We start from the raw sequence: 26502 nt of genomic DNA on the forward strand, positions 1-26502 counted from the left end.
ATGTTTTAGTTAATACTCTCTACACTAGGTGTATTATTGCTTTAAAAGATTTTTTATGTTTTTGCGTGTTTTATTAAGTGCTTTTGTATTTATTTTATATAGCCCCCTGTGTAACGCCGATTCGGTTACTTTTATAGCTGAAGACCTTCCTCCTTATCACTTTAAAAATCAGCAAGGTGAAGTAAGCGGCGCTTTAGTCGACATTGCCAAAGCAGTTGTGAAGCAAACAAACTTAACCGCTAATTTTGAAATAATGCCTATGGCCCGCGTTTTTAAGGAGCATAAAACAAATACCAATGCCATAATGTTGTCTTTGTTAAAAACCCCAGAGCGGATTAATAAATATACATGGTTAGGCGAAGTGTATTTTGCAGATGCTTATTTAATTAGCTTAAAAAGCCATGTAGATGAAGTTGTTCACTTAAATTTTGCTAAAGAGTATAAAGTAGCAACCATTCGTGGCTACCTGAGCGAAGCCTACTTAAAACAAAAAGGCTTTACCGAAAATAACAATTTAATACTGGTCAGTTACTATAATCAACTTTGGCAAATGCTTTATAAAAACCGGATCGACTTTGTAGTAACTAATACACTTACACTTAATAACGAGCTAAAAAGCCTAGGACTCGATCCTAGCCTAATAACAAAACGAATTCATTTAAGCGATCTTCCCTCCTCACTTAATTTTGCAGCAAGTAATCAACTTAATCCTAAAACAGCTAAAGCACTCTCTGACGCATTAAGTAACATTAAAGAAAATGGTGAATATCATGCCATTTTAAACAAGTGGAAACTTTTATTACCAAACACGACTAACTTGCAGCACTAACCATAGTTAAAGCCCGACATTAGTTATTGGCAGTGGTTATTTAGTTATTTGCTAAACGCGGCAAAGCAAACTACAAAATTAAAAATCTCCTCCCCTCCAAAATAGACTACACCTTAGCGTCAAAATCTACGTTAAACATCACTAAGTAAATAGCTAAGCACATAAAAAGTACATACCGCAAACACTTCCATAAAAGCCGTTAAAAACACCTAAACCAAATTGGTATAACAAAAAATCATTTAAAAAATATTTAATTTCACTAATTGGTAAGTTTTAATTGTTAAATTGGTATGCTAGATTGAGATTAAGCGATGCCTGTACCGCACAATTTTTACTTCATCACACAGAGACAATAATGATAAAAAATACATCCACATTTAAACTTACGGCTTTAGCCGTTATCACCCCTTTACTTTTTACCGCTTGTTCAAGTACCCAAAGCACTAATCAGCAAAGCGATGCGCCGGTACCTGCAACAAAGTTTGATTTATCACACTGGAAAATAAATGTACCAGTAGATTTAAACAACGACGGTAAAATTGATGAAATAGATGTAGAAGAAATTCAGACTTACGCACACCCTGATTTTTTCTACCTTGATGAAAAAGGCTACATGGTATTTACCTCTCCTAATAAAGCACTTACAAGCGCTAACTCTACCAATACCCGTAGCGAACTGAGACAAATGATCCGGGGATCAAATACTAAAATTAAAACAAATAACCCGGGTAATAACTTTGCGTTGGCTGCTCATCCTTTAGCTGAAAAGTTTGGTGCTGAAGGCGGAAAAATGCAGGCTACATTAAAAGTAGACCATGTTGCATTAAGAGCTAAAAACTCAGATAGAGATGCTGCATTTTCTGTTGTAGTTGGGCAAATACATGCAGAAAAGAACAAAGCTCTTGTCGCAGAAAATTCTGGATTTGGCTGGGGTAATGAACCACTTAAAATATACTATAAGAAATGGCCAAACCATAAAACAGGCTCTGTATTTTGGAACTACGAGCGAAACTTACCAAAAGCAGATCCTGACCGTACAGACATTGCTTACCCTGTATGGGGTAACACATGGGAAAATCCTAATGAACCTGGTTCTGAAGGTATTGCGTTAGGTGAAGATTTTAGCTACACAATAAATGTATATAAAAATACAATGTATTTAACGTTCACTGCAGAAGGTAAGCCAGACGTAAATTACTCGATAAATCTTGCTAATAACGTTGATGCTTATGGCAAAGTAGACAAAAAAGATCATGCCCTTGGTTATGCTGGTGATTCTAATTACTTCAAAGCCGGTGCATACAATCAATGTAGTACCAAAGACGCTCCAGGTCGTTGGTATGCCGCATGTTTAGGTACTGGCGATTGGACTACAGATAAACAAAATGGCGATTACGCTCAAGTAAGCTTTAGTAAACTAGAGTTAAGCCCAGCGACACCGCCAACAAAATAACTAGGCTAGTACAGCCTCAGATAAGTAATTTTTTAGTGATGTAAACAATGGCGTTGGTAGATTATTAATATCGCACCAGCGCCACTTTAAACATTTATTAGGCTCTTTAAGCTCAGGCTCTCCGCCTTCAAAGTCAGCTTTTACATACAGCGTAATATAGTGCTTGTTCTCTGCTGTAAAAATATCATTGGTAAAATCAAGCTTAGTAATTTTACTTACCTTTAAACCTGTTTCTTCAAACACTTCTCGTATTGCACATTGCTCAACACTTTCACCAAACTCTAAATGTCCACCAGGTGTTGCCCATGTATTAGCACCATGCGCGCCAATGCGCTCACCTAGTAAAATTGTGTTTTGATGCTTTATGATAACCGCCACACCAACTCTTACTACGTTACTCATATCGTATTTTCTCTTATTTTTACTGCCTGCCATGCTGAACCACACGCTTTGTATTGTCAATTTTGTATTTTTAAAACCAGTATATTGATTAACTTTTAGCCGACCAAGGTCGAATAGCTTGCTTGCTAAAAAAAGCCTACATTTTGTAAGGTCTCTCACACACAAATTTAGCTTTAGGAGCCTTACATGTCAGGCGAATATAAACAGCAATATAATGCCTTTAAACAAAACCCAGCCCAATTTTGGCTCGAACAAAGTAAGAATATTCCATGGTATAAAATCCCCACAAAAGCATACACACAAGACGACGACGGGCTTTATCATTGGTTTAGTGACGGGCAATTAAACACCAGTTTTTTAGCGCTAGACCAGCACGTTATTGCCGGGTTTGGCGAGCAAACTGCACTGATTTACGACTCTCCAGTCACTAATACAAAGCAAACTTATAGCTACTCACAACTACAACAAGAAGTTGCTAAATTTGCAGGCGTAATACAATCGTTAGGTGTTACAAAAGGCGATCGCGTTGTTATTTATATGCCAATGATCCCACAGGCGGTTATTGGTATGTTGGCGTGCGCTCGCCTTGGTGCTATTCATTCGGTGGTATTTGGTGGGTTTGCTGCACACGAATTGGCTGTACGCATTGATGATGCCAAGCCCAAACTTATACTGAGCGCCTCATGCGGTGTTGAAGTAAACAGCGTTATTGAATACAAACCACTTATTGATAACGCAATAGACTTAGCTACGCACAAAGTAGAACACTGCGTTATTTATCAGCGTCCACAAGTAACCGCCACTCTTAAGCCTAAACGAGACATAGATTGGACTCAGGCAATGCAAACAGCTGCAATCGCAGATCCGGTGCCTGTAAATGGTAACGATCCGCTTTATATTTTATATACCTCAGGCACGACAGGCACACCCAAAGGCGTAGTGCGCGAAAATGGCGGTCACGCAGTGGCAATGCAATACAGCATGGAAACCGTTTATGGTATGAAGCCCGGCGACGTATTTTGGGCAGCGTCTGACATTGGCTGGGTAGTTGGGCACTCTTATATAGTTTACGCGCCGCTAATGTATCGCTGCGCGACCGTATTATATGAAGGTAAACCGGTTAAAACCCCCGACGCCAGTGCATTTTGGCGTGTGGTTGAAGAATATAAAGTAAATGCATTATTTAGTGCCCCCACTGCATTTAGAGCAATTAAAAAAGAAGATCCAAATGCCGATGGTTTTAATCAATACGATACCTCTAGCTTAAAACGTTTATTTTTAGCTGGCGAGCGATTAGACCCTCCCACTTACGAGTGGCTTAAAGAAAAAACCAAACTGCCAGTGCTTGATCATTGGTGGCAAACCGAAACCGGCTGGGCTATTGCTTGTAACCCTGTAGGGCTTGAGTACTTAGCAACAAAACCTGGCAGCTCTACGGTGCCTACTCCAGGTTTTGACGTGCGAATATTAGATATGGATGGCAATGAATGCGCAGCTAACGAGCAAGGCGCCGTGGTAATTAAACTGCCACTTCCACCGGGTTGCCTACCAACAATTTGGCAAGATACCCCGCGCTTTAAAGCAAGCTACCTAAATGAATACGAGGGTTATTATTTATCTGGCGATGGCGGTTATATTGATGAAGACGGCTATCTATTTATTATGGGCAGAACCGACGACGTTATAAATGTAGCAGGACATAGGCTTTCTACCGGCGAAATGGAAGAGATAGTAGCCGCGCACCCTGCTGTTGCCGAATGCGCTGTTTTTGGTGTGAACGATCCTCTAAAAGGGCAGCTTCCTATGGGAATGATCGTGCTTAAAAATGATTTTATGGGCTCAAGTACCGATGTAGAACAAGCGCTTGTTTTAAGTGTTCGTGATCAGATTGGCGCTATTGCGTGCCTTAAAAATATAGTTAGCGTAGATAGGTTGCCCAAAACACGCTCGGGTAAAATACTGCGTAAAAATTTACGTCAGCTAGTTGATGGCGAAGAGCTACAAATACCTTCAACCATAGATGATGCCAGTATCTTTGAAGAAATAAACCAACAACTAACACAAAGATAAACCCAACCAACCTATCTAAAGCCATTTTTATAATGGCTTTTTATTTCATCCTCATATTTGATCATTTTACTTAAGTTTAGGTTTAGGTTTAGGTTTAAGTTTTAATTTAACCAATAACTGAAATTTTTTACAGCTTTATGCTTTCTTCTTTTAATAGCGTTATTAATTTAATCAATTTTAAAAGGAATGGTGTATGCCCCGCTTGCTACAAAAACTATTAACCACAGCCCTATTGTTTATAGGCTTTGCCACACAAGCCTATGAAATAGAAGACTTAGGAGATGGCTTACACCGCTTTATAGACGACAGACACCGCTCAGTATTTTTAATCACTTCTGAGGGCGCAATTGTTACCGACCCACTTAATAAAAAAGCCGCCACCTGGTTAAACGAGCAAATTAAAACTCGCTATAACGTACCGGTAAAATATGTAATTTATAGCCATAATCACAGCGATCATATTTACGGCGCCGAGGTATTTAAAAGCCCGCACACCACGTTTGTAGCGCATAAACTCGCTGCGCAAGATATTAAAAACACACAAATGAAAACGGTAACGCCCAGCCTTACTTTTGATGACGAGCTACTGCTTACCCTTGGTGATTCTACAGTAAAGCTTAACTACCATGGTCCAAACGATGGTCGTGGTTCGGTTAGTATATTATTCGAAAAGCAAAAAACGTTATTTGTAGTTGATTGGATTGTTATTGGCAGAATGCCGTGGCAAAAGCTGTGGAGTTACGATATTCAAGGCATGATTAACTCAACCCAAGCGGTACTCAAATATGACTTTAATACTTTTGTAGGCGGACATGCCGATATTGGCAGTAAAGCAGATGTAGCGCGTTACTTAAGTTATTTAGAGCTTTTGTATAGCCAAGTAACCGCAGGCGTTTTAGCCGGTAATACGCTTGACGAAATTAAACAAAATGTAAAATTAGACCAATTTAGTGACTTTAAACAGTTTGATGCATGGTTACCACTTAACATAGAAGGCGTGTACGAGCGTTTAATGGAAGAGTCTGGTATGGGTTGGCGCAGCGATTTATAAGTTTGAACTCAGCGGACTAAGCTCTGAGCTCTAAACTCAATATTATAAGCATTGGTATTGGCGTATTTAACGCAGTACCAATGTACTTATTAATTAGTTAAATAGACGTCAAAAGCCATATAAGTCACCTTTACAATATCCTTACGTTTGCTTACAGCACTATACAAAAAAAAGTTTATCCTAGGCTTTGTATTAAGCTACATAGGACTAATAAACATGAACTTATCTTTAAAAATAGTTTTAGTAATGACGACCGCGCTTATTATGAGCGGCTGCACTGTATATCAACATGGTCCCAGTGCGCATAAACCACATAAAAAAGTCGTTAAAGTAGTTACGCCTGTTTTAGTAACTGAGCACAACTCTCCAAACATTATTATCGTAAAAGCCAAGCCCACAAAACAAGCCTGCACTAAACACGATGATCATTGGCATTGTAAGGCTCATTAACAGATACTTTGCTAAATAAATCACTAAGTTTCTATATTCTCAGCGTTAAATTAAATATTTTTGAATATAAAAAACCGCGCTAAAGCTTTTTTAAAAGTGCCTTAACGCGGTTTTTATATTTCAAACCTAAGTATTCTAAGTATTAAAAAAAGCGTATTAACTAAAATCGACCACCACTTCATAACGCCCAGGCATGTCGTTTACTTCGTATACCCAACCGTGTCGTTTTATTATTTTTTCGCTTAACTCTAATCCTAAACCGTAGCCAATGTTAGCAGGCTTGTTTGTGTTATTAGTCGCTTGTGGCGTATCAGTTTGTTCGCTGCTATTTACTATAATCACACGGCTACCCTGCTGAGTAATTCGCACTTGCCCTTGTTGCGTATGCTGATACGCATTACGTATTAAGTTAGTAAGCACAATGTGGCATGCGGTGGCTTCGGTATTAATAGTCGTATTTTGGTTATCGGTATTTATAAGTACATCAACTTGTTTTGAATTGAGTAAATAATCGAGTTCGTTACCCAAGGTCGTTATTTTTTCGGCTAGGTTTACAGGCTCTGGTGAACTTTGCTGGTCGTCATTTCTGCTAAGCCATAATAACGTCTCGGTTAAATCGCTCATGGTTAAACCGGCGCGCTCTATTCGCTGCAGTGTAAGATATTGTTTATCGCTTAAAGGTGCTTTTTCGCTTAAGCGGTTAAGTAATTCAACGTTGCTGCGAATAACCGAAATTGGTGTACGTAACTCGTGGCTCGCATAACTTAAAAAGCGCTGTTCTCGCTCAAGGCTGTCGTGAGCAGAAAGCAAGCTACTGCGTATTAACGTTGCCAAGGTATTTAGTTCGTTATAGGTAAAGTCGGGCGGCGTGTTTTGTAAATTATTTTGATTTAACGACTTAGCCCAATTGCGTAGCGATTCAACTGGCTTAGCTATTTTTTTCATTACCATAAACAAAAAGAAGGTAAATAAGGCAATGGCTGAAAAACCAGTAATGGCTATCAATGTCATGCGGTGTATTGGTTTTACACTTCCCATTCTTTTAGGGCGATTTTTTTCAAGCATAATGCGCGATATATAACGCGCCTCGCCATTTGGGTTTTGATAGTAAACAACAAAAAACAAGTCTGCAGGCATAGTAAACAATGAGGTGTTATCTTTCACTTTTTGTAGTACACCGGCTTCATTTGGCGCTACTTCAAATTTTTGCTGTATTATTTCTGGCATGTCTTCCCAACGGCTCGCCACATTAAATCCAACAATATTTTTTGGCTGTCCATCTTCAATCTCAGTGGTTTGCGAAAGCTCAAACATAACTCCGTTTAACCCTCGGTCTAAGCCATCAATAAAATAATTAACACTTAAAAACGAAAAGCCAATTGCCATTAATGAACTTAAAAGCACCATGGTGGCAAAAAAATACAACCTCAGGCTGGGTCTAATTTTCATGCTTGTGTCTCATTTTTTAATTTTAGCGCAAACCCTACACTGGGTATTGTTTCTAGTACGGCTTGGCAATGCGCTTGCTCTAGCTGTTTACGCAAATGATGAATATGCACTTTTAAGCTATTACTGTCTGGCTGATCGTCGCCCCATATTGCTTGCATAATTACTTGTCGGGTTACCGGTTTTTGCTGCTCTCGTACAAGCACTTCTAATAACTTAAAAGTAATGGGTGATAACTTTAAACTGTGCTCTGCCACTGTTGCTGTATGCGCGGTTAAATTAAGTGTTAAGTTAGCAAATGCAAGTCGCTTTACCTCACCACTTTTACGCTTTGCTAATACTCGAACCCGCGCTACTAGCTCTTTCATGGCAAATGGTTTTACTAAATAGTCGTCACTACCGGCTGCAAACCCCTCAAGCTTATTGTCGAGGCTATCGCGCGCTGTCAGCATTAATACTGGTATATCAATGCCTCGCTCACGCAATGTTTTACACATGGTTAAACCGTCCATTTTTGGCATATTTACATCTAATATAATCATTTGATATTGATTACGTTCTATTAAATTTAAACCCATTACGCCATTGCTTGCATGGTCACACTCTATTGACTCAATTTCGAGATAATCAACAATGGTGGTTGCCAAGTCTATGTCGTCTTCAACCAGTAGTACGTTTATCATTAAGAGGCTGTTTCCTGCGTTTTATTTTTAGCACCTAGCGATTTTAGCACAGCATCAATACCGCGTTTAGCATCGGTTTGAATCATCAATAATGCCGGTATAAGTATTAAGGTAATAACCGTGGCAAACAAAATACCGTAGCCAAGTGATGCCGCAGCAGGGATTAAAAACTGTGCCTGCATTGAGGTTTCGCTAAGTAGCGGCACTAAGCCTGCGTAAGTTGTAATTGAGGTAAGTAATACCGCACGCAAACGACTCGTACACGACTCAACTATGGCATCGTGCGTGCTCATGCCCTCCTCTTTTACTAGTTCGTTAAAGCGCGAAACAAGTAATAGGCTGTCGTTTACAACTACCCCACTGAGCGCCAAAATACCATTTAACGACAATATACTAATGGTTAAGTCGTTCCACCAATGCCCTAAAATAGCGCCCACAATACCAAACGGAATTGCCACCATGATTAGTACTGGTTGAATATACGATTTAAGCGGAATAGCCAGCAGCACGTAAATCACTAATAAAGCAGCTACAAACATAGTGCTCATTGAACTGGTGGTTTCGCTTTGTTGTTCTGCCTCTCCTGCAAAATACACACTTAAGTTAGGAAATTGCTGTGTTAACTCTGGAATTAAGTCGCGCTTTAAATTAGCAACTAACTCGTTTGGAGCAATCACGTTTTTATCCACTTGGGCGCTTAAATAAATTGCACGAAGTCCATCAATGCGGGTTATTTCATCTTGCTGATATTCACTGCTTACTGTGGCTACGTTTACTAGCGGTACAACGGTGCCATCAGGCAGGCGAATACGCGACTGCATTATATCGGCAGGTGTTTTACGAGCATCTTCTGGGTAGCGTACACGTACTTTAACTTCGTCTTTATTACGTTGGTAGCGCTGTACAACTGCACCACCAAAGGCTTGCAGTACTTGCTTTGATAAACTGGCTGTATCCATGCCAAGCGCGCGCCCTTGTGCATTTAGGGTGAATTTAAGCTGTGGCTGACCTGGATTTAAGTTGTCGTCTATTCCGTTAACGCCTGCGGTATTTTGTAAGCGCTCCTTAAATAGTGCGCCCGCCGCCATTACGGTTTCGTCGTCCCACGCTTTCAGTTCAACTTTAAAGTTATCAACCATTTTACGCGTGGCTAATATTTGTAATTTTTTACTGCCCTCAAGGCTACCTGCTACGCGCTGCCACTCTTGAGCAAATTCGCTTGCTGTAAAAGCGCCTTCGTTTAATAGCTCAACACTTACTTCACCGCTGGTGTCGCTACTGCTAACAACTTGAAGGCTGGTTATTTCGCTTTTGTCAGAACTCAACTTAGTCATTAAGTTTTGCTCTGCTTGTAATGCACTTTGCTCTAGCGTTAGTAAATTTGTGTTTGTTTGCCCATAGGCTGCGTCGTTTTGCATAACTAAATTGGCTGTTACGGTGTCGCCTGCAATACTTGGGAAAAAACCAACTTTAACTGTGCCTGTCATCGGCATGCCAATAACCAGTATAAAAAAGGCGATAAACGCAGCCACTACGGCGTATCTAAAGCACAATGAAAATTCAATAACCTTGCAGTAAATGTTTTTGCTAAACCAGCTTAAGCCACTATCAGCACCATGTTGTATTTTTGACCACAGACCCCCTAAGCCTTTTTTAACTTGGCGTTTAGTACTAATGTGGGCTAAATGCGATGGTAAAATAAGTTTTGATTCAACAACTGAAAGCAGTAAACAAATAGTTACTACGGTAGCAAATTGAGAGTAAATTTTACCTAAGTTACCTGATACATTCGAAAGCGCCACAAACGCAGCCACCGTGGTTAACACCCCAAATATTGTTGGCACAGCAACCTTCATGGTGCCTAAAACTGTATTATTTAATGTATCGCCATGTTTTTTACGTGTGGTGTAAATACTCTCGCCTACAACAACGGCATCGTCTACCACTATACCCAGCGCCATAATAAAGCCAAAGGTGGTCATTTCGTTTATGGTCAGTGCGGTGTAGCCATCGGTCATAAAATAAAGCGTACCAAAAAATACAAACGGCAAGCCACCAGCCACCCACAGCGCTACGCGTACGTTTAAAAATATGGCAAGTATTACAAACACCATAATAATACCGGTCACGGCATTTTTAGTAAGTAGCGATAAACGATCGGTGATCATGGTGCTTTTGTCGTGCCAGCTTTCAAGCTCTACGTTTTGAGGTAATAAACCGCTTTCGTGCCATTTATCTATTACGCTATTAGCTTGCTCAACAATGGTAGTTATATCGCTGTTATCGCCCATTAAAATTTCAACGCCTACGGCATTTTGTTGGTTATAACGGCTTAATGAGTTGCTATCTTCGGCAAATGAGTCGGTAACGGTTGCTACATCGCCTAACTTAATTTGTGTGCCTGATGCGGTTGTTAGCAATACAATATTGGCAAAGTCGCGCTGCCAGTAAGCTTGGTCAGCGGCTTTTAAGCGTATAATTTTACTACTATCGCGTAAACTAGTCGAAAGCGGGCTTGATGACTCATTATTAATGACCTCGCTTATATCGCTAATAGTTAAGCCATAGGCTTGGAGTTTACCTTCGTCGATTTCTATGGACATCATCGGGTCAATCACACCCGACTGCGCTACGTCGCTAATACCTGATTGCGCTAATAAATCGGCTTTAAGTTTTTCGCCCAGGTTTTGTAATGTATGGCGATCGGCATCCCCAAAAAGTTGCAGCGTTAATGCATGATCTTGCCTACGGGCTTTATCAATAACAGGTTGCTCAGCATCTGCGGGAAAGTTATTAATAGCGTCAACTTGGTTTTTAACGTCAACAAGTAACTCATCGAGTGAGTAATCAGTACTTTTTTCAATGCTTACATGGCTGCCGCTAGCATCGGATGTAGAGGTAATACGTTTAATACCTGATACGGTTTCGAGCGCTTCTTCAATTTTTAACGCTATTCCTTCTTCGGCTTGCAATGCATCGCCACTGTCGTAAACCACCGACACCGAAATAATATCCGGCTCTAAACTCGGAAATGCCTCTTTACGTAAAGTCGAAAGCGACATAACCCCCATTACAATCACACTAACTAACAATAAGTTAGCGGCAACAGAGTTATTTGCAAACCAGTTAATAATACCGTGCAGCGGATTATTATTACTGGGTGATTGAGGTGCTTGATGAGGGCTCATTATTGTATCTCCTCAACAATTGGATTTACTTTCATATCGCTTAGGTAACTTACTAATGGGCGCGTTACTACTTTTAAAGTACTTTGCTCTGCAACTGGCGAAATATATACGTAATCACCACGCTCAAATACTTTATTGGCTTGTATGCTTACTAAGTTGTTTTGATCATTTACGTACCAAATTGAACCATCTTGAGATACGGCAGAAGCAGGTAGTTTTATTACGTTACTTAACTGCTTACCGGCAATTTCTACCGCTAAAAATGTGCCAGGCAGTAACGGCGTTGCTTGCTCAAACGGTTTATCTAAGGCGACAATTACGCTGCGCTGACGCGAACTGTCATCGAGGTGTTGCTCAAAACGTGCAATATAACCAGTCCATTTAGTATTAGTGGTTACATCAGTTAAAATAACATCGCCTGATTTATTATTTGCTAGGTTTTGCCACTGACTTAATGAAAGCGGTACCGTTATTTCTACTTTGTCGGTACTGTTTAGCGTGGCAAGCGTATCGCCAATACCTACATAAGTACCTAAATCTATATCGCGCGATAAAATAACAGCGTCAAATGGTGCACTTAACTGGGTGTTATTTACATCACGCTGTGCGGTTTTAAGTGCATATTGTGCTTTATCGAGCGTAGCTTGCGCGGCTTCTAACTGCAGCGTTCTAAATACAAGCGGCGAGCTTGGTGCTTGCGTAACGCCTGAGCGATCCCATTCACGTTTTGCCTGCTCACCTAAATCTTGTTCTTCTTGCAGTGCTAGTTTTGCATCAGCCAATGTTGCTTTTGCGCTAGCTAGGGCCTGAAAGTATTCGGTGTCATCAATTTGTGCAAACACCTGCCCTTTAGTTATTAAGTTACCGGTCGCAAATTGCTCGCTCATACTGGTTACTTCGCCTTTAACTTGTGCTTTTAAACTAAGTGACCAATGCGCTTTAGCTTCACCATGCCCACTAACATAAGCCTGATAAGTGCTCGGAACTGCATTAATTACCGATACATTTGGGGCAATAGCTTTAATAGCGGCAGGTTGTGGGATATTTGCTTGTTCAGCCATTTTTTGGCCGTTATACACAATAGCAAGCCCTATACAAACAATAGCAACAAGCGTTACAACAACCGGTGTTGGCGAAATTTTCATGACGATACTCCAAGGCCCAAAGCGAGGCCTAAATCTATGCGGTTAGTTAAAAGGGTGTAGTTTATTTGGCTAAGCTGAGCTTGCAGGTCGTATACTTTTTGTTGCACTGTTAGCAAATCTAAAATATCAACCAAACCTTGTTGATACTTACTTTGATAGTTACTAAAGCTGCGTTGAGCGCTGGCAAGTGCATTGCTAATTTGCAGTTGTTGCTCGGTTAATGATTGCTCCTGCCCGAGTGCATTTTCAACTTCGTTTACCGCACTTAGCAGCGTATCTTGGTACTGCCAAAACGCTTGCTCGGCATTTAATTTTGCAATATCAACTTGTGCACGCAGTGCTCCACCTTCAAATAAAGGGGCACTTAAACTCCCCAATAAACTCCACACTGGGCTAGTTAATAATGCTTGGCTTGGCGTGCTTGCTAAGTCACTCAGTGATGCCGAAAGCGAAATACTCGGTAGTAGCTCTTTGTACGATACATCAACCAAGTAATGCTTTGCCTGAATGTTGTAATAGGCACTTTGTAAGTCAGGTCGGCGTGCCAAATCTTGCTCTGGTAATGTACTTAATGGCTCAATAACGCTTAGCAGTGTTAATGTACTTGGTAGGTTTTGAAGTTTATCAGTGCCTACAATTAGCATTAAAGCACGCTTTGCTTTTGCTATTTGTTCTTGATAATCGGCAATGGTCGCGCGAGTAGATGCCGTGCTAGTACGGGCGGTATCAAGCGCTTCTAAATCACCTAACCCATATTGGTAGCGCTCTACAATACTTTGCTCATTATTTTGTAAAACAACTAAACGTTGTTGCTCTATATCGAGTAAATTTTGCTGCAAAATAATATTTAAATAAGTACGAATAACACTCGCTACTAATGTGTCTTTAGCACCTTGATAAGTAGCTTGGTTACTGGCAATAGTCATATCTTGCGCGGCTACGTTGTCAGCAATTTTTTGCCATATATCGGCTTCCCATCTTATACCTACTGATGAGCTGTATTGCGTGCCTTCGGTTTCACTGCGCTGCGCGTCAAATCCTGCATCTACACTAAACCACTGACTTGCAGCGGTTACATCACGCTGCGCATAAGCTAGTTTTAATGCAACATGCACTTGATTAAACGATGGGTTATTAGTAACAGCTTGCTCAATAAGCGAATCAAGCCCTTCTATATTCACCAAATCGGTAATGTAATTTACGTGCTGTGCGTTACTTTGCGTGTACTGCCAGTTTGTATGTTGTTTTAGCGACTGCTCAGTACTATTACCTTGATAGCTTGGCTGACTACTACATGCAGCAAGTGTGCAACTAAGTGCAAGTAAAAAACCGGTTGAGTGCTTTTTAAAATAAACCATTTAACTATGCCTAATTCGTACTATTACACATAGCTTATTAGGTCGAGGGTTAAGGAGGGGTTAAATGATTTAATCTAAATGTTGGGTTATTAATTTAACAGTAAAAAGTAATCACTTTAGATTTTTTACATCGTTATAAATTTTGTAATTGCTCTATCAACCATTTATGGATTGGGCTGTTATTGGTACGCGGATGCCATGCGGCTATTACTTTAAATGTGGGAGGCAGAGCTTCTATTTTTAGCTGTTTAACTTTGCTGTTTGGTAATAATCTTGATGGGTAAAACGCTAGCATATCAGTAGTATGTAAAATATCGGGCACTGCTGAAAAACTCGGTACCGACATTACAATATTACGTTTTAGCCCTTGGCTTTCAAACCACTGATCGTGCGATCCGCGCAAATTAGCGCGCGATGGCGACACCACTAGCTGTGAATGCTTTGCAAATTGCGCCAAACTCAAAGGTTCAGTGTAAGTAGTGTTACCTATACCGGTAATACACAAATGCTGTTCTTCAAACAAAGTGATATAAGAAAGGTTGTCGGGTATAAATTCTGGAAAGCTTATCAGCAAATCAAGCTCGCCTGCCGTTATAAGTTGATTAACGTTATCTGATGCAAAGTCGCGCACAATCAGCTTTAAACCTGGCGCTTCGCGGCGGGTAATATTAAATAATTGCGGCAATAAGGCCTGCGTGGCGTAGTCGGTTGCGCTTATGGTAAACACACCTTTATAAGTTTGCGGACTAAACAGCTCGGGCTCTAGTAACGATTCTAATTGCTTTAAAATATGATTAACAGGCGCCTTGAGTCCTTGCGCTTTAGGAGTAGCAACCATGTTATTACCTTGGCGAATAAACAAGCGATCGTCAAATAAGTCTCGTAGCTTTCGTAGTTGCTCACTAATAGCTTGTTGCGTTAACCCCATTTTTTTGGCTACTTGCGAAAGATTTTGCAGTTCTAATAAGCTACTGAGTACTCTTAACTGTTTTATATCGAGCCGACTAATACCATTCATAATTGTATGCTGCACAAAAAAGTGTTGTTTCAAATTGTATCTTTAAATCTCTATGCTGCCAATGTTGCTTAACCACTATTTAAGCCTTTGTTTGCTTTATAAGAGAATTTAAAATGAAATCAGAATTAGTTAATACCGCCCCTTTATTCTCATCAATTGAGCTTGGCCCTTTTACACTTAAAAACCGTATTGTGATGCCACCTCTTACTCGCTCTCGCAGCACTCAGCCTGGCAATATTCCTAATGAATTAATGGCTGAGTATTATGCGCAGCGGGCATCGGCTGGTTTTATGGTTACCGAAGGCACACAAATAGAACCTCGTGGACAAGGCTACGCTTGGACCCCAGGTATTCACTCACAAGCACAAATTGAAGGCTGGAAAAAAGTAACACATGCAGTACATGCTAAAGGCGGTGTTATTTTTGCTCAGCTTTGGCATGTAGGGCGCGTATCGCACACCACGCTACAACCAAATTCAGGTAAACCGGTTGGCCCTTCAGATATTATTGCTGACAATGTAAAAGTATTTATTGAAACCGCACCTGGTGAAGGCGCATTGGCTGACCCAAGTGAGCCTCGTGCACTAACAACAACTGAAGTTGACGAACTGGTAAACATGTATGCGCAAGCTGCACGTAATGCTCTAGAAGCAGGCTTTGATGGCGTAGAGCTTCATTGTGCTAACGGGTATTTAGTTAATCAGTTTATTTCTGAACATACTAATAACCGTGACGATCAATACGGTGGAACGCTTAGTAATCGCCTGCGCTTTTTAAAAGAGATAGTTGAAGCGGTAAGTGACGTTGTAGGCTCTGATCGTTTAGGTGTTCGCTTTGCTCCTTTATTTGAAAGTACAGATGAAACACGAGTGTATCTAGGACTTGTTGAATCAAACCCTCATCATACTTATGTACAAGCCGTTAAAGTGCTTGAGCAAGCAGGTATTGCTTACTTATCAATAGCGGAAGCTGATTGGGAAAATGCTCCTGATTTACCACAAGAATTTTATAAAGCAGTACGAGCTGAATTTTCAGGTCGCATCATTTATGCTGGTAAATACACAGTAGAAAAAGCGGTACGTATTTTAGGTGAAGGTTACGGTGACTTATTTGCGTTTGGTCGCCCATTTATAGCTAACCCTGATTTACCAGAGCGTATAGCGAATAATTGGACGTTTAACGAGGCCGATGCAGCCACTATGTATGGCGGTACTGAAGTCGGTTATAGCGATTATCCTTTTTATCAAAAGTAGCCAACCTAAACTCTAAACGATATATGGGATAAGGATTGGTATTGGTATAGAACCGATACGGTTTTATAACAGGTAGCTTAATTAAGCTACCTGTTCTGAGGTAAGAAAACGGTGTTGATAACACTGCTGAATTTGTTATTAGTTGTTCTCGACAATTGCTCTTTCATTTTTCTACCTTCTGCATTTATGCAGCCATATATCAGTCATTTTTTAATAGAGTTAGCGTTAGATTGAATCTCTCAAATTGATTAAGTATTACTGCGGATTGGTATTAGCGTCAAGAATAGTAAAGATAAGTAAAGGGGTGTAAAGCCTCCCTACAGTTGCCCTGCATGCAGTTGGCATTCAGTTTCAAACGTCAATACTAGCCATGTTAACCACAAACGAGGCAATATTATGAAACTTACATTTATACTACCTGCACTATTAGTTATTGGCACTTTATCTAGTTCTGCATTTGCAGCACCACATGATAGATATACAAAGCAAGAATATAAAAAGGTTCAGCTAAAACGAGAACTGAAAAAAATTAACCAAACTAAGGTAATCAAGTATATTCCAGTTAAAGTTGTTAAAAGAAACGTTAATAACACAGCATTTGTTAAAGTTAATGTCATAACCTATCACCCTAGCCTTAAATTTATTAAAAGATAGATGCGCACTTTAAAATATAAAGTCATGTTTGCGGCAATAAACAACGCGCCGCAAACTTAGCTTTTTACACCATTTAAACTCTATTATTGGTATTTTCCCATCTAAAATGCACGGAAATAACGTTTTCTAAGCACAACAAAAAAGTCCAAATACATAATTTAATAGCAAAATTATTAAAATATCTCTCGTAATAAATATACTTACAAAGAACAGGATCACCCTCAAAAATCGTCAAAAATAACTAAGTATGTCAATAACTGTCAGTAAAATGTAAAAAGCTGTAAGCATAGCTCCGTTTGCTGTTATATGTCAGTTAACATTCAGTTTGAACCGCTAGTATTGAACCCAGTTATGTAAAAACATAAACGAGGCAATACTATGAAACTTACTTTTTTACTACCTGCACTGCTCGCCATTGGCGCAGTATCAGGCTCTGCGCTTGGAGCACAAAACGAGCGAGAGAATGATAAAAGATTTAAACGTGACCACGACAAACGTGTTGAATATAAACGCGATGAACGCCGCCATGAAAAAAAGCAGCGTATTGAGCATAAAAAAGAAAAACGAGAAGACCGTAAGCAAGAAAAACGTAAACTTGCTAAGTACAAGCAGGAAAAGCGTGAACAATACCGCTACAACCAGCGCAAATATAACTACTTAACAAACCATAATAATTCAGTCGCTTACAGACAAAATCGATTTATAAACCATTTACCACGCAATAGCGCATCGATTAGATTTAATGGTATTTCGTTTACGTTTAACGACGGCCTTTACTACCGTAAAGCTAGAAGAGGCTACCACGTAGTTACGCCACCTAGAGGCCTGCGTATAAATACGCTACCAAGAAATTACAGGCATTTTAAGCATCACAATACCACCTACTACACATATCAAAACGTGTATTACGTCGCAAATAATGACGGTTATACAGTGGTTGATGAGCCACCAACCCGTCTTAATCAGGCAATAAAAGTGGGTAATGTGAATGATTATAGCTTGGGCCAAACTTACGATTCATTGCCTCAGGCAGCACAGGCCGTAATAATTAACTCGCAGCAGTATTTTAAATACGGCGATATTTATTTTTTACCGCAAATAAGTGGTGACGACATCAAATACCTTGCTATCAAGCTAGGTTAAATCCGCTATAAATTAAAAGACCTTGCTACCAATAGCAGGGTCTTTTTCATTTCCCCTGTAGGTAATAACTTAAAGCAATAAAATCAATTCCCTCTCTAAACATTAACATGTCTTAGTATTTGTAAGCTTTTTTGCTAAACTAGCTCGCATATTAATAGTGAGAGTGTATTTATGTCGGGTGAGTTTCCACGTGCTGGTTTTTGGCGCCGTTTTGCGTCGTTAGTTTACGATACGTTAGCCATTATTGCGTTTGCGATGTTAACTGTAGTGCTGTATTTATTTGCAGTACAAGGGCTTATTTCTCTCGATGTAATTAGTTTAAATGGCGCAGAGGATGTATCTGCCTTTATTCAAAATTCAAATCTTCTTTCGGGTATTCGTACCGCTCTTTTAATTATTGTTACCTTAGTATTTTTTGGCTACTTTTGGACTAAAAGCGGGCAAACCATTGGCATGCGTGCATGGCGTTTAAAAGTACAAACTCTCGAGGGTAATTTAATTAGCTGGCCGCAATCAATTATCCGCAGCGTTAGCGCTTTACTCGGTTTAGGTAATTTGGTGGTGTTAGTAGATTTTAAAAACAAAAAAGCACTGCAAGATTACATCTCTAAAACAGAAGTTATTGCACTTACTAAAGAAGAAAACAGACGTATTTATAGTGAGCTTGATTAATACCAGCTTTCAAATCGTGAGCTAAGCGGTAGTTAGGCAGTAGTTAAAAAGCAAAAAGGGTGACCAGTGGTCACCCTTTTTAATGCTTTGAATAGGTACTCTATACCCGTTTATTCATCAAATATGTCGCAAAGCCTATAAATATAATACTGGGCAATACCGCACCTATAATGGCAGGTATTTGGTAAACCATAACGACAGGGCCAAATATTTCATTAGTTAAGTGAAACACAATCCCCGTTACAACACCCATAATAATACGTGCGCCCATAGTAACGGTACGCAGTGGGCCAAATATAAACGAGAGCGCCACCAGCAGCATTACCGCAACAGATACTGGCTGCATCAACTTACGCCATAGAGCAAGCTCGTAGGTACTTGTGTCTTGTTCGTTTTGCTCTAAGTAACTTAAATACGACCAAAGCCCAGTAAATGAAAGTGACTCCGGTTTTACCGAAACAACCCCTAACTTTTCAGCTGTGAGTTGCGAAGGGTAAAACTCTTCTGGTAATTGCTCTGTTGTGGTTTTTTCGCTAGTAATAATAACCTTATTTACGTCACGAAGTAGCCAGCCTTCTTTTCGGCTCAGTGCATCTCTTGCTTTAGTAATTTGGGTAAGCTCTAGCGATTTATCAAAGTGGTACATGTGTACCCCGTTGAGCCTGCCATTTTCATCAACATCTTCAATATTAATAAAATTATTGCCGTCTTTAGCCCATACACCTTTTTGTGTATTAAACACATCGCCGCCATGTATTGCTTGGTTACGCATTTCTTTAGCGTGTAATTGCGCTTCAGGTGCACCCCATTCGCCAAGTGCCATCATGCATACAGCCATAAATATGGCTGTTTTCATCACAGAGCCAATTATTTGTAAGCGCGACATACCAGCGGCTTGCATCACTACCAGCTCACTGTTTGAGGCAAGTGCCCCTAAACCCGTTAAGCCACCAATTAGCGCAGCCATCGGAAAAAACACCACTAAATCGCCAGGTATTGTGTAAAGCGTGTAAAGCATTGCAGTCATTAAATCGTAACTGCCGCGCCCTACCGACTTTAACTGGTCGATAAATTTAATTAAGGTGCTAATACCAACAAGTACCAACAATGCAAAGCCGGTAGTTTGTAAAATACTGCGGCCTAAATACCAATCAAGCGTTTTCATCATGAGCCTAACTCCCGCTTAGTTACTACGGCTTTAAGCCAAGCGCCCAGTGGTCGCCCTTTTATAATTAATAACCCACCTATAAACAAGGCACTTAGATGAATCCACCACAAGCCGATTGAAGGCGGGATTTTGCCATCTTCAACTGCAAATTTAGCGGCGTTTAGTAAAATAAAGTAGCCTAAATACAAGCTAATAGCAGGCACTAGTTTTGCAAATTTACCTTGGCGAGGATTAACCACACTTAGTGGTACTGCCAGTAAGGTAAGTAGTGGGATTGATAACGGAATAGCGAGTCGCCATTGCCATTGAGCAATAGATTCAGGAGTATTTATAGCCAATAATTGGTTAGTTGGCACAGCCTCTAATTTACGGCGTTGATGCTCTATTTCTTGTTCTCGTATTTGTACGCTGTAACCATCAAATTCTGTTAAATTAAGTGCAGGCGTTGTGCCGTCTGTTTCGTAACGTTTTCCATCAGTAAGCACTAGCTGTTGCTCACCATTTACAGCCTCAACCACAACACCTTGCTGTGCATATACTAAGCGCGCTAGATTGCCTTTTTCGCTATCAGGTAACTGTGCAACAAATACCTTATTAAGCTCTTTGCCGCCTTTTTCAATATTATGAATAAACACCACGGCTTTTTCGTTACCGGTTTCTTGGAACCGCCCTGCTCTGAGTGCAGATAATCCCGCATCGGCTTTGGCTTGTTCTTTTAATTGATATTCTTGCTCGCTTGCCCACGGCGCTATATACATAGTCAATGCAGCGGCTAATATGGCAAGCCCAACGCTTGATATAAGCGTTACGCGCACAACATACCATTCACTTACGCCACAGGCTTTAAGTACGGTCATTTCGCTATCGGCGTAAATACGGCTGTAAGCCAAAATAATGCCTAAAAATATACTCAGCGGAAGTATTAGCGAGGCTAGTTGTGGAAGCTTTAGTGCAATCATCGATAGCACTAATTTAGCAGGAATGCTGCCCTCAGAGGCATCACCTAAAATACCAACTAACTTTTGTGACAAAAAGATTGTCATTAAAGTTAAAAATACGGCGACCTGCGATTTTAAAACCTCAGCGGTCAAATAACGGAAAATTAGCAATGCTCGCCCCTGTTAAACATGGAATTTCACTACGATAGTGAGAATTGAATAGTTAAATAGCTATTTTACCCAATTAATACCGGCAAATAGGCTATTATTATAAGCCATCAAATTTAATTATCCTACCTAAGTGCACGATATAATGTTGCATTAGTAGCCCTTAAGCATATAAAGTTCAATTACACAGTAAGAGTCTAGCAAAATCAGCTAAAATTAAAATTATCCGCACATAAGTTACGTAGATAAGACTAGAAAATACTTTTTTAGCCCCAACTTACTAACTTAAATGACTCAAAATCAGGAGTGACAATGGAATTTAACGTAAAAAGTGGTAGCCCAGAAAAACAGCGCAGCGCATGTATTGTGGTTGGCGTTTACGAGCCACGTAGGTTATCCCCCATTGGTGAACAACTCGATAAAATTAGTGATGGCTATATCTCTAATTTACTTCGCCGTGGCGACTTAGAAGGTAAGCCAGGCCAAGTTTTATTATTGCATCATGTACCCAATGTATTAAGCGAGCGCATATTGCTTGTTGGTTGTGGTAAAGAGCGCGAGCTTGATGATAAGCAATATAAACAAATTATTTCTAAAACTATTAATACCTTAAACGAAACAGGCTCTATGGAAGCAGTCTGCTTTTTAACAGAGCAACACGTTAAAGGTCGCGACACTTACTGGAAAGTTCGTCAAGCAGTAGAAACAACGCAAGATTGCTTATATACGTTTAACCAATTAAAAAGTAAAAAAGTAGACCCTCGTCGTCCACTTCGTAAAATGGTGTTTAACGTACCAACACGACGCGAACTAACTATTGGCGAAAGTGCCATTGAGCATGGTTTAGCCATTGCTGCAGGTAGTAAGCTGTGTAAAGACGTGGCTAATATGCCACCAAATATTTGTAACCCAGTGTATTTAGGCGAGCAAGCACAAGAGTTGGCAACTAATTTTGACAACATCACTGTTGATATTATTGGCGAAAAGCAAATGGCAGAACTAGGCATGAATTCTTACCTAGCTGTTGGCCGAGGTAGTGATAACGAATCAATTATGTCGATTATTAACTACAAAGGCGCCGCTGACGACCAAGCCCCTATTGTACTTGTTGGTAAAGGCTTAACGTTTGACTCAGGCGGTATTTCATTAAAACCAGGCGAAGGCATGGACGAAATGAAATACGACATGGGCGGCGCTGCAGGTGTTATTGGTGCAATGCGTGCACTTGCACAAATGCAATTGCCAATTAACGTTATTGGTGTTTTAGCTGGCTGTGAAAATATGCCTGGCTCAAACGCGTATCGCCCGGGTGATATTTTAACAACAATGTCAGGGCAAACAGTTGAAGTGTTAAACACCGACGCTGAAGGTCGTTTAGTATTGTGCGACGCACTAACGTACGTTGAACGCTTTAATCCAGATACGGTTATTGACGTAGCAACACTTACTGGCGCTTGTATTGTAGCCCTTGGCGCGCATGCGACTGGTTTACTATCAAACCATAACCCACTTGCCCACGATTTATTAAAAGCGTCTGAGCAAAGTGGCGACCGCGCATGGCAGTTACCGTTATGGGATGACTATCAAGATCAGCTAGAGAGCCCATTTGCTGACTTTACAAACTTAGGCGGACGCTCTGCGGGTACTATTACTGCGGCATGTTTCTTGTCTAAATTTACTAAAAAGTATCATTGGGCGCATTTAGATGTTGCCGGTACAGCGTGGCGCAGCGGCGCTAAAAAAGGCGCAACGGGTCGTCCTGTTCCAATGCTTACTCAGTATTTATTAAATAGAGCTGGCGTAAGTGAAGCCGCTCAAGATTAAACACACTGTTTAACTACTTATAAGGCGCCATTTGGCGCCTTATTTATTTGTGTATTAATTGAAGCAAACCCCGTTATATGGCAAAATCTGCCTCTTAATTTATGTATATCAATTTGGTATACATTCAATGTCATGGGAAACCCCGATACAATGAACATGAACGCTAAATTTTTCGTTCTAAAGCAACAAGATGAGTCTAAAGCGAAGGCTGACGATCATTTTGCTTTGGCTGCTCAAATTGCGGCCGATCAGTATCGAAATGGGCAGCGTGTGTTTATTTGTGTTAACGATAACGAAGCAGCCTGTGCCATTGATGAAATAATTTGGGCATTCGATCCAGATAGTTTTGTGCCACATAATTTACAAGGTGAAGGCCCTAAAGGCGGCGCACCTGTAGAAATTGGTATTACGCCACCTGTTGGCAATCGTAAAGTTTTAATTAACTTGGCTACTCAATTACCGGATTACATTCGTCGGTTTAACCAAGTTTTTGATTTTGTACCCGTAGAAGCAGCGGCTAAACAAGCAGCCCGCGAGCGTTTTAAAAAGCTACGCCAACTCGGTGCCAATCTCACCACGCAAGATATTAATAGCTAGCCAATCAGGCAAACTAACCAACTAATTTAAGTACTTATTTAAGGTTCTGTGTAATGGATAAAACCTACAATCCGCAAGATATTGAACAGTCTCTATATCAAGACTGGGAACAAAAAGGCTACTTTAAGCCATCTGGCAAAGGCGTACCATATTCAATTATGATCCCGCCGCCAAATGTCACTGGTAGCTTACACATGGGCCACGCCTTCCAAGATACAATAATGGATACCCTAACGCGTTTTAAACGTATGCAAGGTAACAACACATTATGGCAAGTAGGTACTGACCACGCAGGTATTGCAACGCAAATGTTAGTTGAGCGCAAACTGCATGCCGAAGAAGGCAAAACACGCCACGATTTAGGCCGCGAAGATTTTATTAATAAAATCTGGGAATGGAAAAAAGAATCGGGCGGCACTATTACCAAACAACTTCGTCGCCTTGGCGCATCGGTTGATTGGGATCGTGAACGCTTTACCATGGACGATGGCCTATCTGAAGCCGTTAAAGAAGTGTTTGTACGCCTTCACAAAGAAAACCTAATTTATCGTGGTAAACGCCTAGTAAACTGGGATCCTAAATTACACACTGCTATTTCTGATCTTGAAGTTGAAAACAAAGACAAAAAAGGCCACATGTGGAACTTACGTTACCCACTGGCTGATGGCGTTACAACGCAAGACGGAAAAGACTACATAGTAGTAGCAACAACTCGTCCAGAAACCATGCTTGGCGACTCAGGTGTTGCAGTAAACCCTGATGACGAACGCTACATAGATTTAATCGGTAAAGAGATTTTATTACCTATCGTTAATCGTCGTATTAAAATTGTTGCTGACGAACATGCCGATAAAGATAAAGGCACGGGCTGTGTAAAAATAACCCCAGCGCACGACTTTAACGATAACGAAGTGGGCAAGCGTCATCAAATGCCGATGATCAACATTTTCGATAAAGACGCCGCTATTTTAACCCAAGGTGAAACATACACCTTTGACGGTAAAGAGCTTGAGTTTGATGCGCCAATTCCTGAGCGCTTGCGCGGCCTTGATCGTTTTGCAGCGCGTAAAGCGATTGTGGCTGAATTTGAAGAACTTGGTCTACTTGAAAAAATTGAAGACCATGGTTTAACGGTTCCTTACGGCGATCGCTCTGGCGTGGTAATTGAGCCACTACTTACCGACCAATGGTATGTACGTGTTGCACCACTAGCTGAACCTGCAAAAGACGCAGTTAAAAACGGCGACATTCAATTTGTACCTAAGCAATACGAAAACATGTACTTCTCGTGGATGAACGACGTACAAGATTGGTGTATTTCACGCCAGCTTTGGTGGGGTCACCGTATTCCAGCTTGGTACGACAGTGAAGGCAATGTATTTGTTGGTCGCGACGAAGCTGAAGTACGCCGTGAAAACAACATTGCAGATAACGTAACGCTAAGCCAAGACGAAGACGTACTTGATACGTGGTTCTCATCAGCGCTTTGGACTTTCTCTACACAAGGTTGGCCAGAAAATACCGATGATTTAAAAACCTTCCACCCGTCTGACGTGCTGGTAACTGGTTTTGATATTATTTTCTTCTGGGTTGCGCGCATGATTATGATGACGCTGCACTTTGTAAAAGACGAAAATGGCAAACCACAAGTTCCGTTTAAAACCGTGTATGTAACTGGCTTAATACGTGACGATAATGGCGATAAAATGTCTAAGTCAAAAGGTAACGTACTTGACCCACTAGACATGATTGACGGCATTGAACTTGAAGACCTAGTACAAAAACGTACTGGTAATATGATGCAGCCAAAACTTGCGGCTAAAATCGAAAAAGATACGCGTAAAGTATTTGCAGGCGGTATTGAAGCACACGGCACCGACGCCCTTCGCTTTACTCTTGCTGCAATGGCATCTACCGGTCGTGATATTAACTGGGATATGAACCGCCTTGAAGGTTACCGTAACTTCTGTAACAAATTATGGAACGCGAGCCGTTACGTATTAATGAATACAGAAGAGCAAGACTGTGGTTTTGCAAACGGTGCTCAAACGGAGCTTTCATTAGCTGACCGCTGGATTTTAGGTCAATATGAAGCAACCGTTAAAACCTATACAGAGCATTTAGATAACTACCGTTTTGACTTAGCTGCTAACACGCTTTATGAATTCACTTGGAACCAGTTTTGTGATTGGTACTTAGAGCTAACTAAGCCGGTATTATTTAAAGGTAATGAAGCTCAGCAACGTGGTACACGTAATACACTTATTACCGTGCTTGAAAGCTTACTGCGTTTAATGCACCCAATGATGCCATACATCACTGAAACTATTTGGCAGCGTGTTGCACCACTTGCAGGCCTTGAAACAGCAAACACTAGCATTATGGTTCAGCCGTTCCCTGTATATAATGAAGCAAGCGTTGATGCTAAAGCAATGGACGACTTAGAGTGGGTTAAACAATTCATTTTAGCTATTCGTAATATTCGTGGTGAAATGGATATTAGTCCAAGTAAACCACTTAGCGTATTACTTGCTAATGCATCGAGCGACGACGTGCGACGCATTGAGGAAAACAAATCATTTTTAGCATCACTTGCAAAAATTGAAGAGTTTACAATGCTTGAAAACAAAGACGGGGCACCTGCATGTGCAACGTCTTATGTTGGCAACCTTGAGATCATGATCCCAATGGCGGGCTTAATTGATGTGGAAGCCGAGCTTTCGCGTATTAATAAGCAACTCGAAAAAGCAGAAAAAGGCCTAGCACAAGTGCAAAACAAACTTGCTAACGAAAAGTTTGTAAACAACGCACCTGAAGCTGTACTTGCTAAAGAAAATGCAAAACTGGCTGAGTTTAGCGATGCTAAAACTAAGCTACTTGAGCAAAAAACTAAAATAGAAAGCTTATAAGCTTTCATAAAATGCCTATTAACACTATTTAATAGGCATTAAAAAAGCCGCTCACTTTAATTAAAGTGAGCGGCTTTTTTGTG

At 40.5% G+C, this 26502-nt stretch carries 21 protein-coding genes; 12 read left to right on the forward strand and 9 right to left on the reverse strand.

Translation table 11 applies throughout. The annotated features are described in order from the left end of the window. The first annotated feature begins 55 nt into the window (after window positions 1–55). Together I6F42_RS14380 and I6F42_RS14385 are read left to right on the forward strand one after the other, a co-directional pair. Complete coding sequence (locus I6F42_RS14380; protein ID WP_010554623.1) at window positions 56–829, forward strand: ABC transporter substrate-binding protein; 774 nt, start codon at window positions 56–58, stop codon at window positions 827–829. Window positions 830–1184: 355 nt separating this feature from the next. Beyond that, a complete protein-coding gene (locus I6F42_RS14385; protein ID WP_197152584.1) occupies window positions 1185–2282 on the forward strand; it encodes a polysaccharide lyase family 7 protein in 1098 nt (365 codons plus the stop codon). On the opposite strand, the gene I6F42_RS14390 is transcribed toward I6F42_RS14385, so the two are convergent. Further along, the gene (locus I6F42_RS14390; protein ID WP_024589726.1) at window positions 2283–2684 is read right to left on the reverse strand and encodes an NUDIX hydrolase; all 402 of its coding nucleotides are present in this window, start codon (window positions 2682–2684) and stop codon (window positions 2283–2285) included. It abuts the gene before it with no gap. A 186-nt stretch (window positions 2685–2870) separates the two neighbouring features. Between I6F42_RS14390 and I6F42_RS14395 the strand changes: the two genes are divergently transcribed. The 3 genes from I6F42_RS14395 (at window position 2871) to I6F42_RS14405 (ending at window position 6255) form a co-directional block, all read left to right on the forward strand. Beyond that, on the forward strand, window positions 2871–4754 hold the full coding sequence (locus I6F42_RS14395; RefSeq protein WP_197152585.1) for a propionyl-CoA synthetase: 1884 nt from the start codon (window positions 2871–2873) through the stop codon (window positions 4752–4754). A 193-nt stretch (window positions 4755–4947) separates the two neighbouring features. Beyond that, complete coding sequence (locus I6F42_RS14400; protein ID WP_197152586.1) at window positions 4948–5805, forward strand: MBL fold metallo-hydrolase; 858 nt, start codon at window positions 4948–4950, stop codon at window positions 5803–5805. 216 nt (window positions 5806–6021) lie between these two features. Next, window positions 6022–6255 (forward strand): hypothetical protein, encoded by a 234-nt coding sequence (locus tag I6F42_RS14405; protein ID WP_197152587.1) that lies wholly within the window; start codon window positions 6022–6024, stop codon window positions 6253–6255. A 156-nt stretch (window positions 6256–6411) separates the two neighbouring features. Here I6F42_RS14405 and I6F42_RS14410 read toward each other — a convergent pair whose 3' ends face one another. The 6 genes from I6F42_RS14410 to I6F42_RS14435 form a co-directional block, all read right to left on the reverse strand. Continuing rightward, window positions 6412–7704, reverse strand: coding sequence for a HAMP domain-containing sensor histidine kinase (locus tag I6F42_RS14410; protein WP_197152588.1), 1293 nt, complete (start codon window positions 7702–7704; stop codon window positions 6412–6414). Beyond that, complete coding sequence (locus tag I6F42_RS14415) at window positions 7701–8384, reverse strand: response regulator transcription factor (RefSeq protein WP_197152589.1); 684 nt, start codon at window positions 8382–8384, stop codon at window positions 7701–7703. Before I6F42_RS14415 ends, I6F42_RS14410 begins: the two co-directional genes overlap by 4 nt. Beyond that, window positions 8384–11572: an efflux RND transporter permease subunit gene (locus tag I6F42_RS14420; RefSeq protein ID WP_197152590.1), complete on the reverse strand. Its 3189-nt coding sequence runs from the start codon at window positions 11570–11572 to the stop codon at window positions 8384–8386. The genes I6F42_RS14415 and I6F42_RS14420 overlap by 1 nt, the downstream gene beginning before the upstream one ends. Further along, complete coding sequence (locus tag I6F42_RS14425) at window positions 11572–12717, reverse strand: efflux RND transporter periplasmic adaptor subunit (RefSeq protein WP_197152591.1); 1146 nt, start codon at window positions 12715–12717, stop codon at window positions 11572–11574. The genes I6F42_RS14420 and I6F42_RS14425 overlap by 1 nt, the downstream gene beginning before the upstream one ends. Next, window positions 12714–14075: a TolC family protein gene (locus tag I6F42_RS14430; protein WP_197152592.1), complete on the reverse strand. Its 1362-nt coding sequence runs from the start codon at window positions 14073–14075 to the stop codon at window positions 12714–12716. Before I6F42_RS14430 ends, I6F42_RS14425 begins: the two co-directional genes overlap by 4 nt. Before the next feature lie 133 nt (window positions 14076–14208). Further along, window positions 14209–15126: a LysR family transcriptional regulator gene (locus I6F42_RS14435; protein WP_197152594.1), complete on the reverse strand. Its 918-nt coding sequence runs from the start codon at window positions 15124–15126 to the stop codon at window positions 14209–14211. A gap of 80 nt (window positions 15127–15206) precedes the next feature. Here I6F42_RS14435 and I6F42_RS14440 point away from each other — a divergent pair, with 80 nt between their 5' ends. From I6F42_RS14440 to I6F42_RS14455, 4 genes are all read left to right on the forward strand, one after another. Next, window positions 15207–16346, forward strand: a complete 1140-nt coding sequence (locus I6F42_RS14440; RefSeq protein ID WP_197152596.1) for an alkene reductase — start codon at window positions 15207–15209, stop codon at window positions 16344–16346. A 396-nt stretch (window positions 16347–16742) separates the two neighbouring features. After that, window positions 16743–17000 (forward strand): hypothetical protein, encoded by a 258-nt coding sequence (locus tag I6F42_RS14445; protein ID WP_197152598.1) that lies wholly within the window; start codon window positions 16743–16745, stop codon window positions 16998–17000. A gap of 378 nt (window positions 17001–17378) precedes the next feature. Continuing rightward, window positions 17379–18143, forward strand: a complete 765-nt coding sequence (locus I6F42_RS14450; RefSeq protein ID WP_197152600.1) for a DUF6515 family protein — start codon at window positions 17379–17381, stop codon at window positions 18141–18143. Window positions 18144–18314: 171 nt separating this feature from the next. Beyond that, window positions 18315–18815: an RDD family protein gene (locus tag I6F42_RS14455; RefSeq protein ID WP_007587274.1), complete on the forward strand. Its 501-nt coding sequence runs from the start codon at window positions 18315–18317 to the stop codon at window positions 18813–18815. A gap of 100 nt (window positions 18816–18915) precedes the next feature. Here the strand turns inward: I6F42_RS14455 and lptG are convergent, their stop codons facing one another. Together lptG and lptF are read right to left on the reverse strand one after the other, a co-directional pair. Continuing rightward, window positions 18916–19983, reverse strand: coding sequence for an LPS export ABC transporter permease LptG (gene lptG, locus I6F42_RS14460; protein ID WP_007587278.1), 1068 nt, complete (start codon window positions 19981–19983; stop codon window positions 18916–18918). Then, window positions 19980–21092 (reverse strand): LPS export ABC transporter permease LptF, encoded by a 1113-nt coding sequence (lptF, locus tag I6F42_RS14465; RefSeq protein ID WP_007587281.1) that lies wholly within the window; start codon window positions 21090–21092, stop codon window positions 19980–19982. Before lptF ends, lptG begins: the two co-directional genes overlap by 4 nt. Before the next feature lie 309 nt (window positions 21093–21401). Here lptF and pepA point away from each other — a divergent pair, with 309 nt between their 5' ends. The 3 genes from pepA to I6F42_RS14480 all read left to right on the forward strand — a co-directional run bounded on the left by pepA (window position 21402) and on the right by I6F42_RS14480 (window position 26419). After that, a complete protein-coding gene (gene pepA / locus I6F42_RS14470) occupies window positions 21402–22913 on the forward strand; it encodes a leucyl aminopeptidase (RefSeq protein ID WP_007587283.1) in 1512 nt (503 codons plus the stop codon). A gap of 150 nt (window positions 22914–23063) precedes the next feature. Next, window positions 23064–23510 (forward strand): DNA polymerase III subunit chi, encoded by a 447-nt coding sequence (locus tag I6F42_RS14475; RefSeq protein WP_007587285.1) that lies wholly within the window; start codon window positions 23064–23066, stop codon window positions 23508–23510. Window positions 23511–23563: 53 nt separating this feature from the next. Then, window positions 23564–26419: a valine--tRNA ligase gene (locus I6F42_RS14480; RefSeq protein ID WP_197152602.1), complete on the forward strand. Its 2856-nt coding sequence runs from the start codon at window positions 23564–23566 to the stop codon at window positions 26417–26419. Window positions 26420–26502 lie beyond the last annotated feature (83 nt).

This window comes from Pseudoalteromonas sp. SWYJZ12, assembly GCF_015864395.1.
Lineage (GTDB): Bacteria > Pseudomonadota > Gammaproteobacteria > Enterobacterales > Alteromonadaceae > Pseudoalteromonas > Pseudoalteromonas arctica.

Excerpts from the sequence above, each read along its gene's own strand:
- I6F42_RS14380 (WP_010554623.1), top strand. The coding sequence starts at position 56 with ATGTTTTTGCGTGTTTTATTAAGTGCTTTTGTATTTATTTTATATAGC.
- I6F42_RS14385 (WP_197152584.1), top strand. The coding sequence starts at position 1,185 with ATGATAAAAAATACATCCACATTTAAACTTACGGCTTTAGCCGTTATC.
- I6F42_RS14390 (WP_024589726.1), bottom strand. The coding sequence starts at position 2,684 with ATGAGTAACGTAGTAAGAGTTGGTGTGGCGGTTATCATAAAGCATCAA.
- I6F42_RS14395 (WP_197152585.1), top strand. The coding sequence starts at position 2,871 with ATGTCAGGCGAATATAAACAGCAATATAATGCCTTTAAACAAAACCCA.
- I6F42_RS14400 (WP_197152586.1), top strand. The coding sequence starts at position 4,948 with ATGCCCCGCTTGCTACAAAAACTATTAACCACAGCCCTATTGTTTATA.
- I6F42_RS14405 (WP_197152587.1), top strand. The coding sequence starts at position 6,022 with ATGAACTTATCTTTAAAAATAGTTTTAGTAATGACGACCGCGCTTATT.
- I6F42_RS14410 (WP_197152588.1), bottom strand. The coding sequence starts at position 7,704 with ATGAAAATTAGACCCAGCCTGAGGTTGTATTTTTTTGCCACCATGGTG.
- I6F42_RS14415 (WP_197152589.1), bottom strand. The coding sequence starts at position 8,384 with ATGATAAACGTACTACTGGTTGAAGACGACATAGACTTGGCAACCACC.
- I6F42_RS14420 (WP_197152590.1), bottom strand. The coding sequence starts at position 11,572 with ATGAGCCCTCATCAAGCACCTCAATCACCCAGTAATAATAATCCGCTG.
- I6F42_RS14425 (WP_197152591.1), bottom strand. The coding sequence starts at position 12,717 with ATGAAAATTTCGCCAACACCGGTTGTTGTAACGCTTGTTGCTATTGTT.
- I6F42_RS14430 (WP_197152592.1), bottom strand. The coding sequence starts at position 14,075 with ATGGTTTATTTTAAAAAGCACTCAACCGGTTTTTTACTTGCACTTAGT.
- I6F42_RS14440 (WP_197152596.1), top strand. The coding sequence starts at position 15,207 with ATGAAATCAGAATTAGTTAATACCGCCCCTTTATTCTCATCAATTGAG.
- I6F42_RS14445 (WP_197152598.1), top strand. The coding sequence starts at position 16,743 with ATGAAACTTACATTTATACTACCTGCACTATTAGTTATTGGCACTTTA.
- I6F42_RS14450 (WP_197152600.1), top strand. The coding sequence starts at position 17,379 with ATGAAACTTACTTTTTTACTACCTGCACTGCTCGCCATTGGCGCAGTA.
- I6F42_RS14455 (WP_007587274.1), top strand. The coding sequence starts at position 18,315 with ATGTCGGGTGAGTTTCCACGTGCTGGTTTTTGGCGCCGTTTTGCGTCG.
- lptG (WP_007587278.1), bottom strand. The coding sequence starts at position 19,983 with ATGATGAAAACGCTTGATTGGTATTTAGGCCGCAGTATTTTACAAACT.
- pepA (WP_007587283.1), top strand. The coding sequence starts at position 21,402 with ATGGAATTTAACGTAAAAAGTGGTAGCCCAGAAAAACAGCGCAGCGCA.
- I6F42_RS14475 (WP_007587285.1), top strand. The coding sequence starts at position 23,064 with ATGAACATGAACGCTAAATTTTTCGTTCTAAAGCAACAAGATGAGTCT.
- I6F42_RS14480 (WP_197152602.1), top strand. The coding sequence starts at position 23,564 with ATGGATAAAACCTACAATCCGCAAGATATTGAACAGTCTCTATATCAA.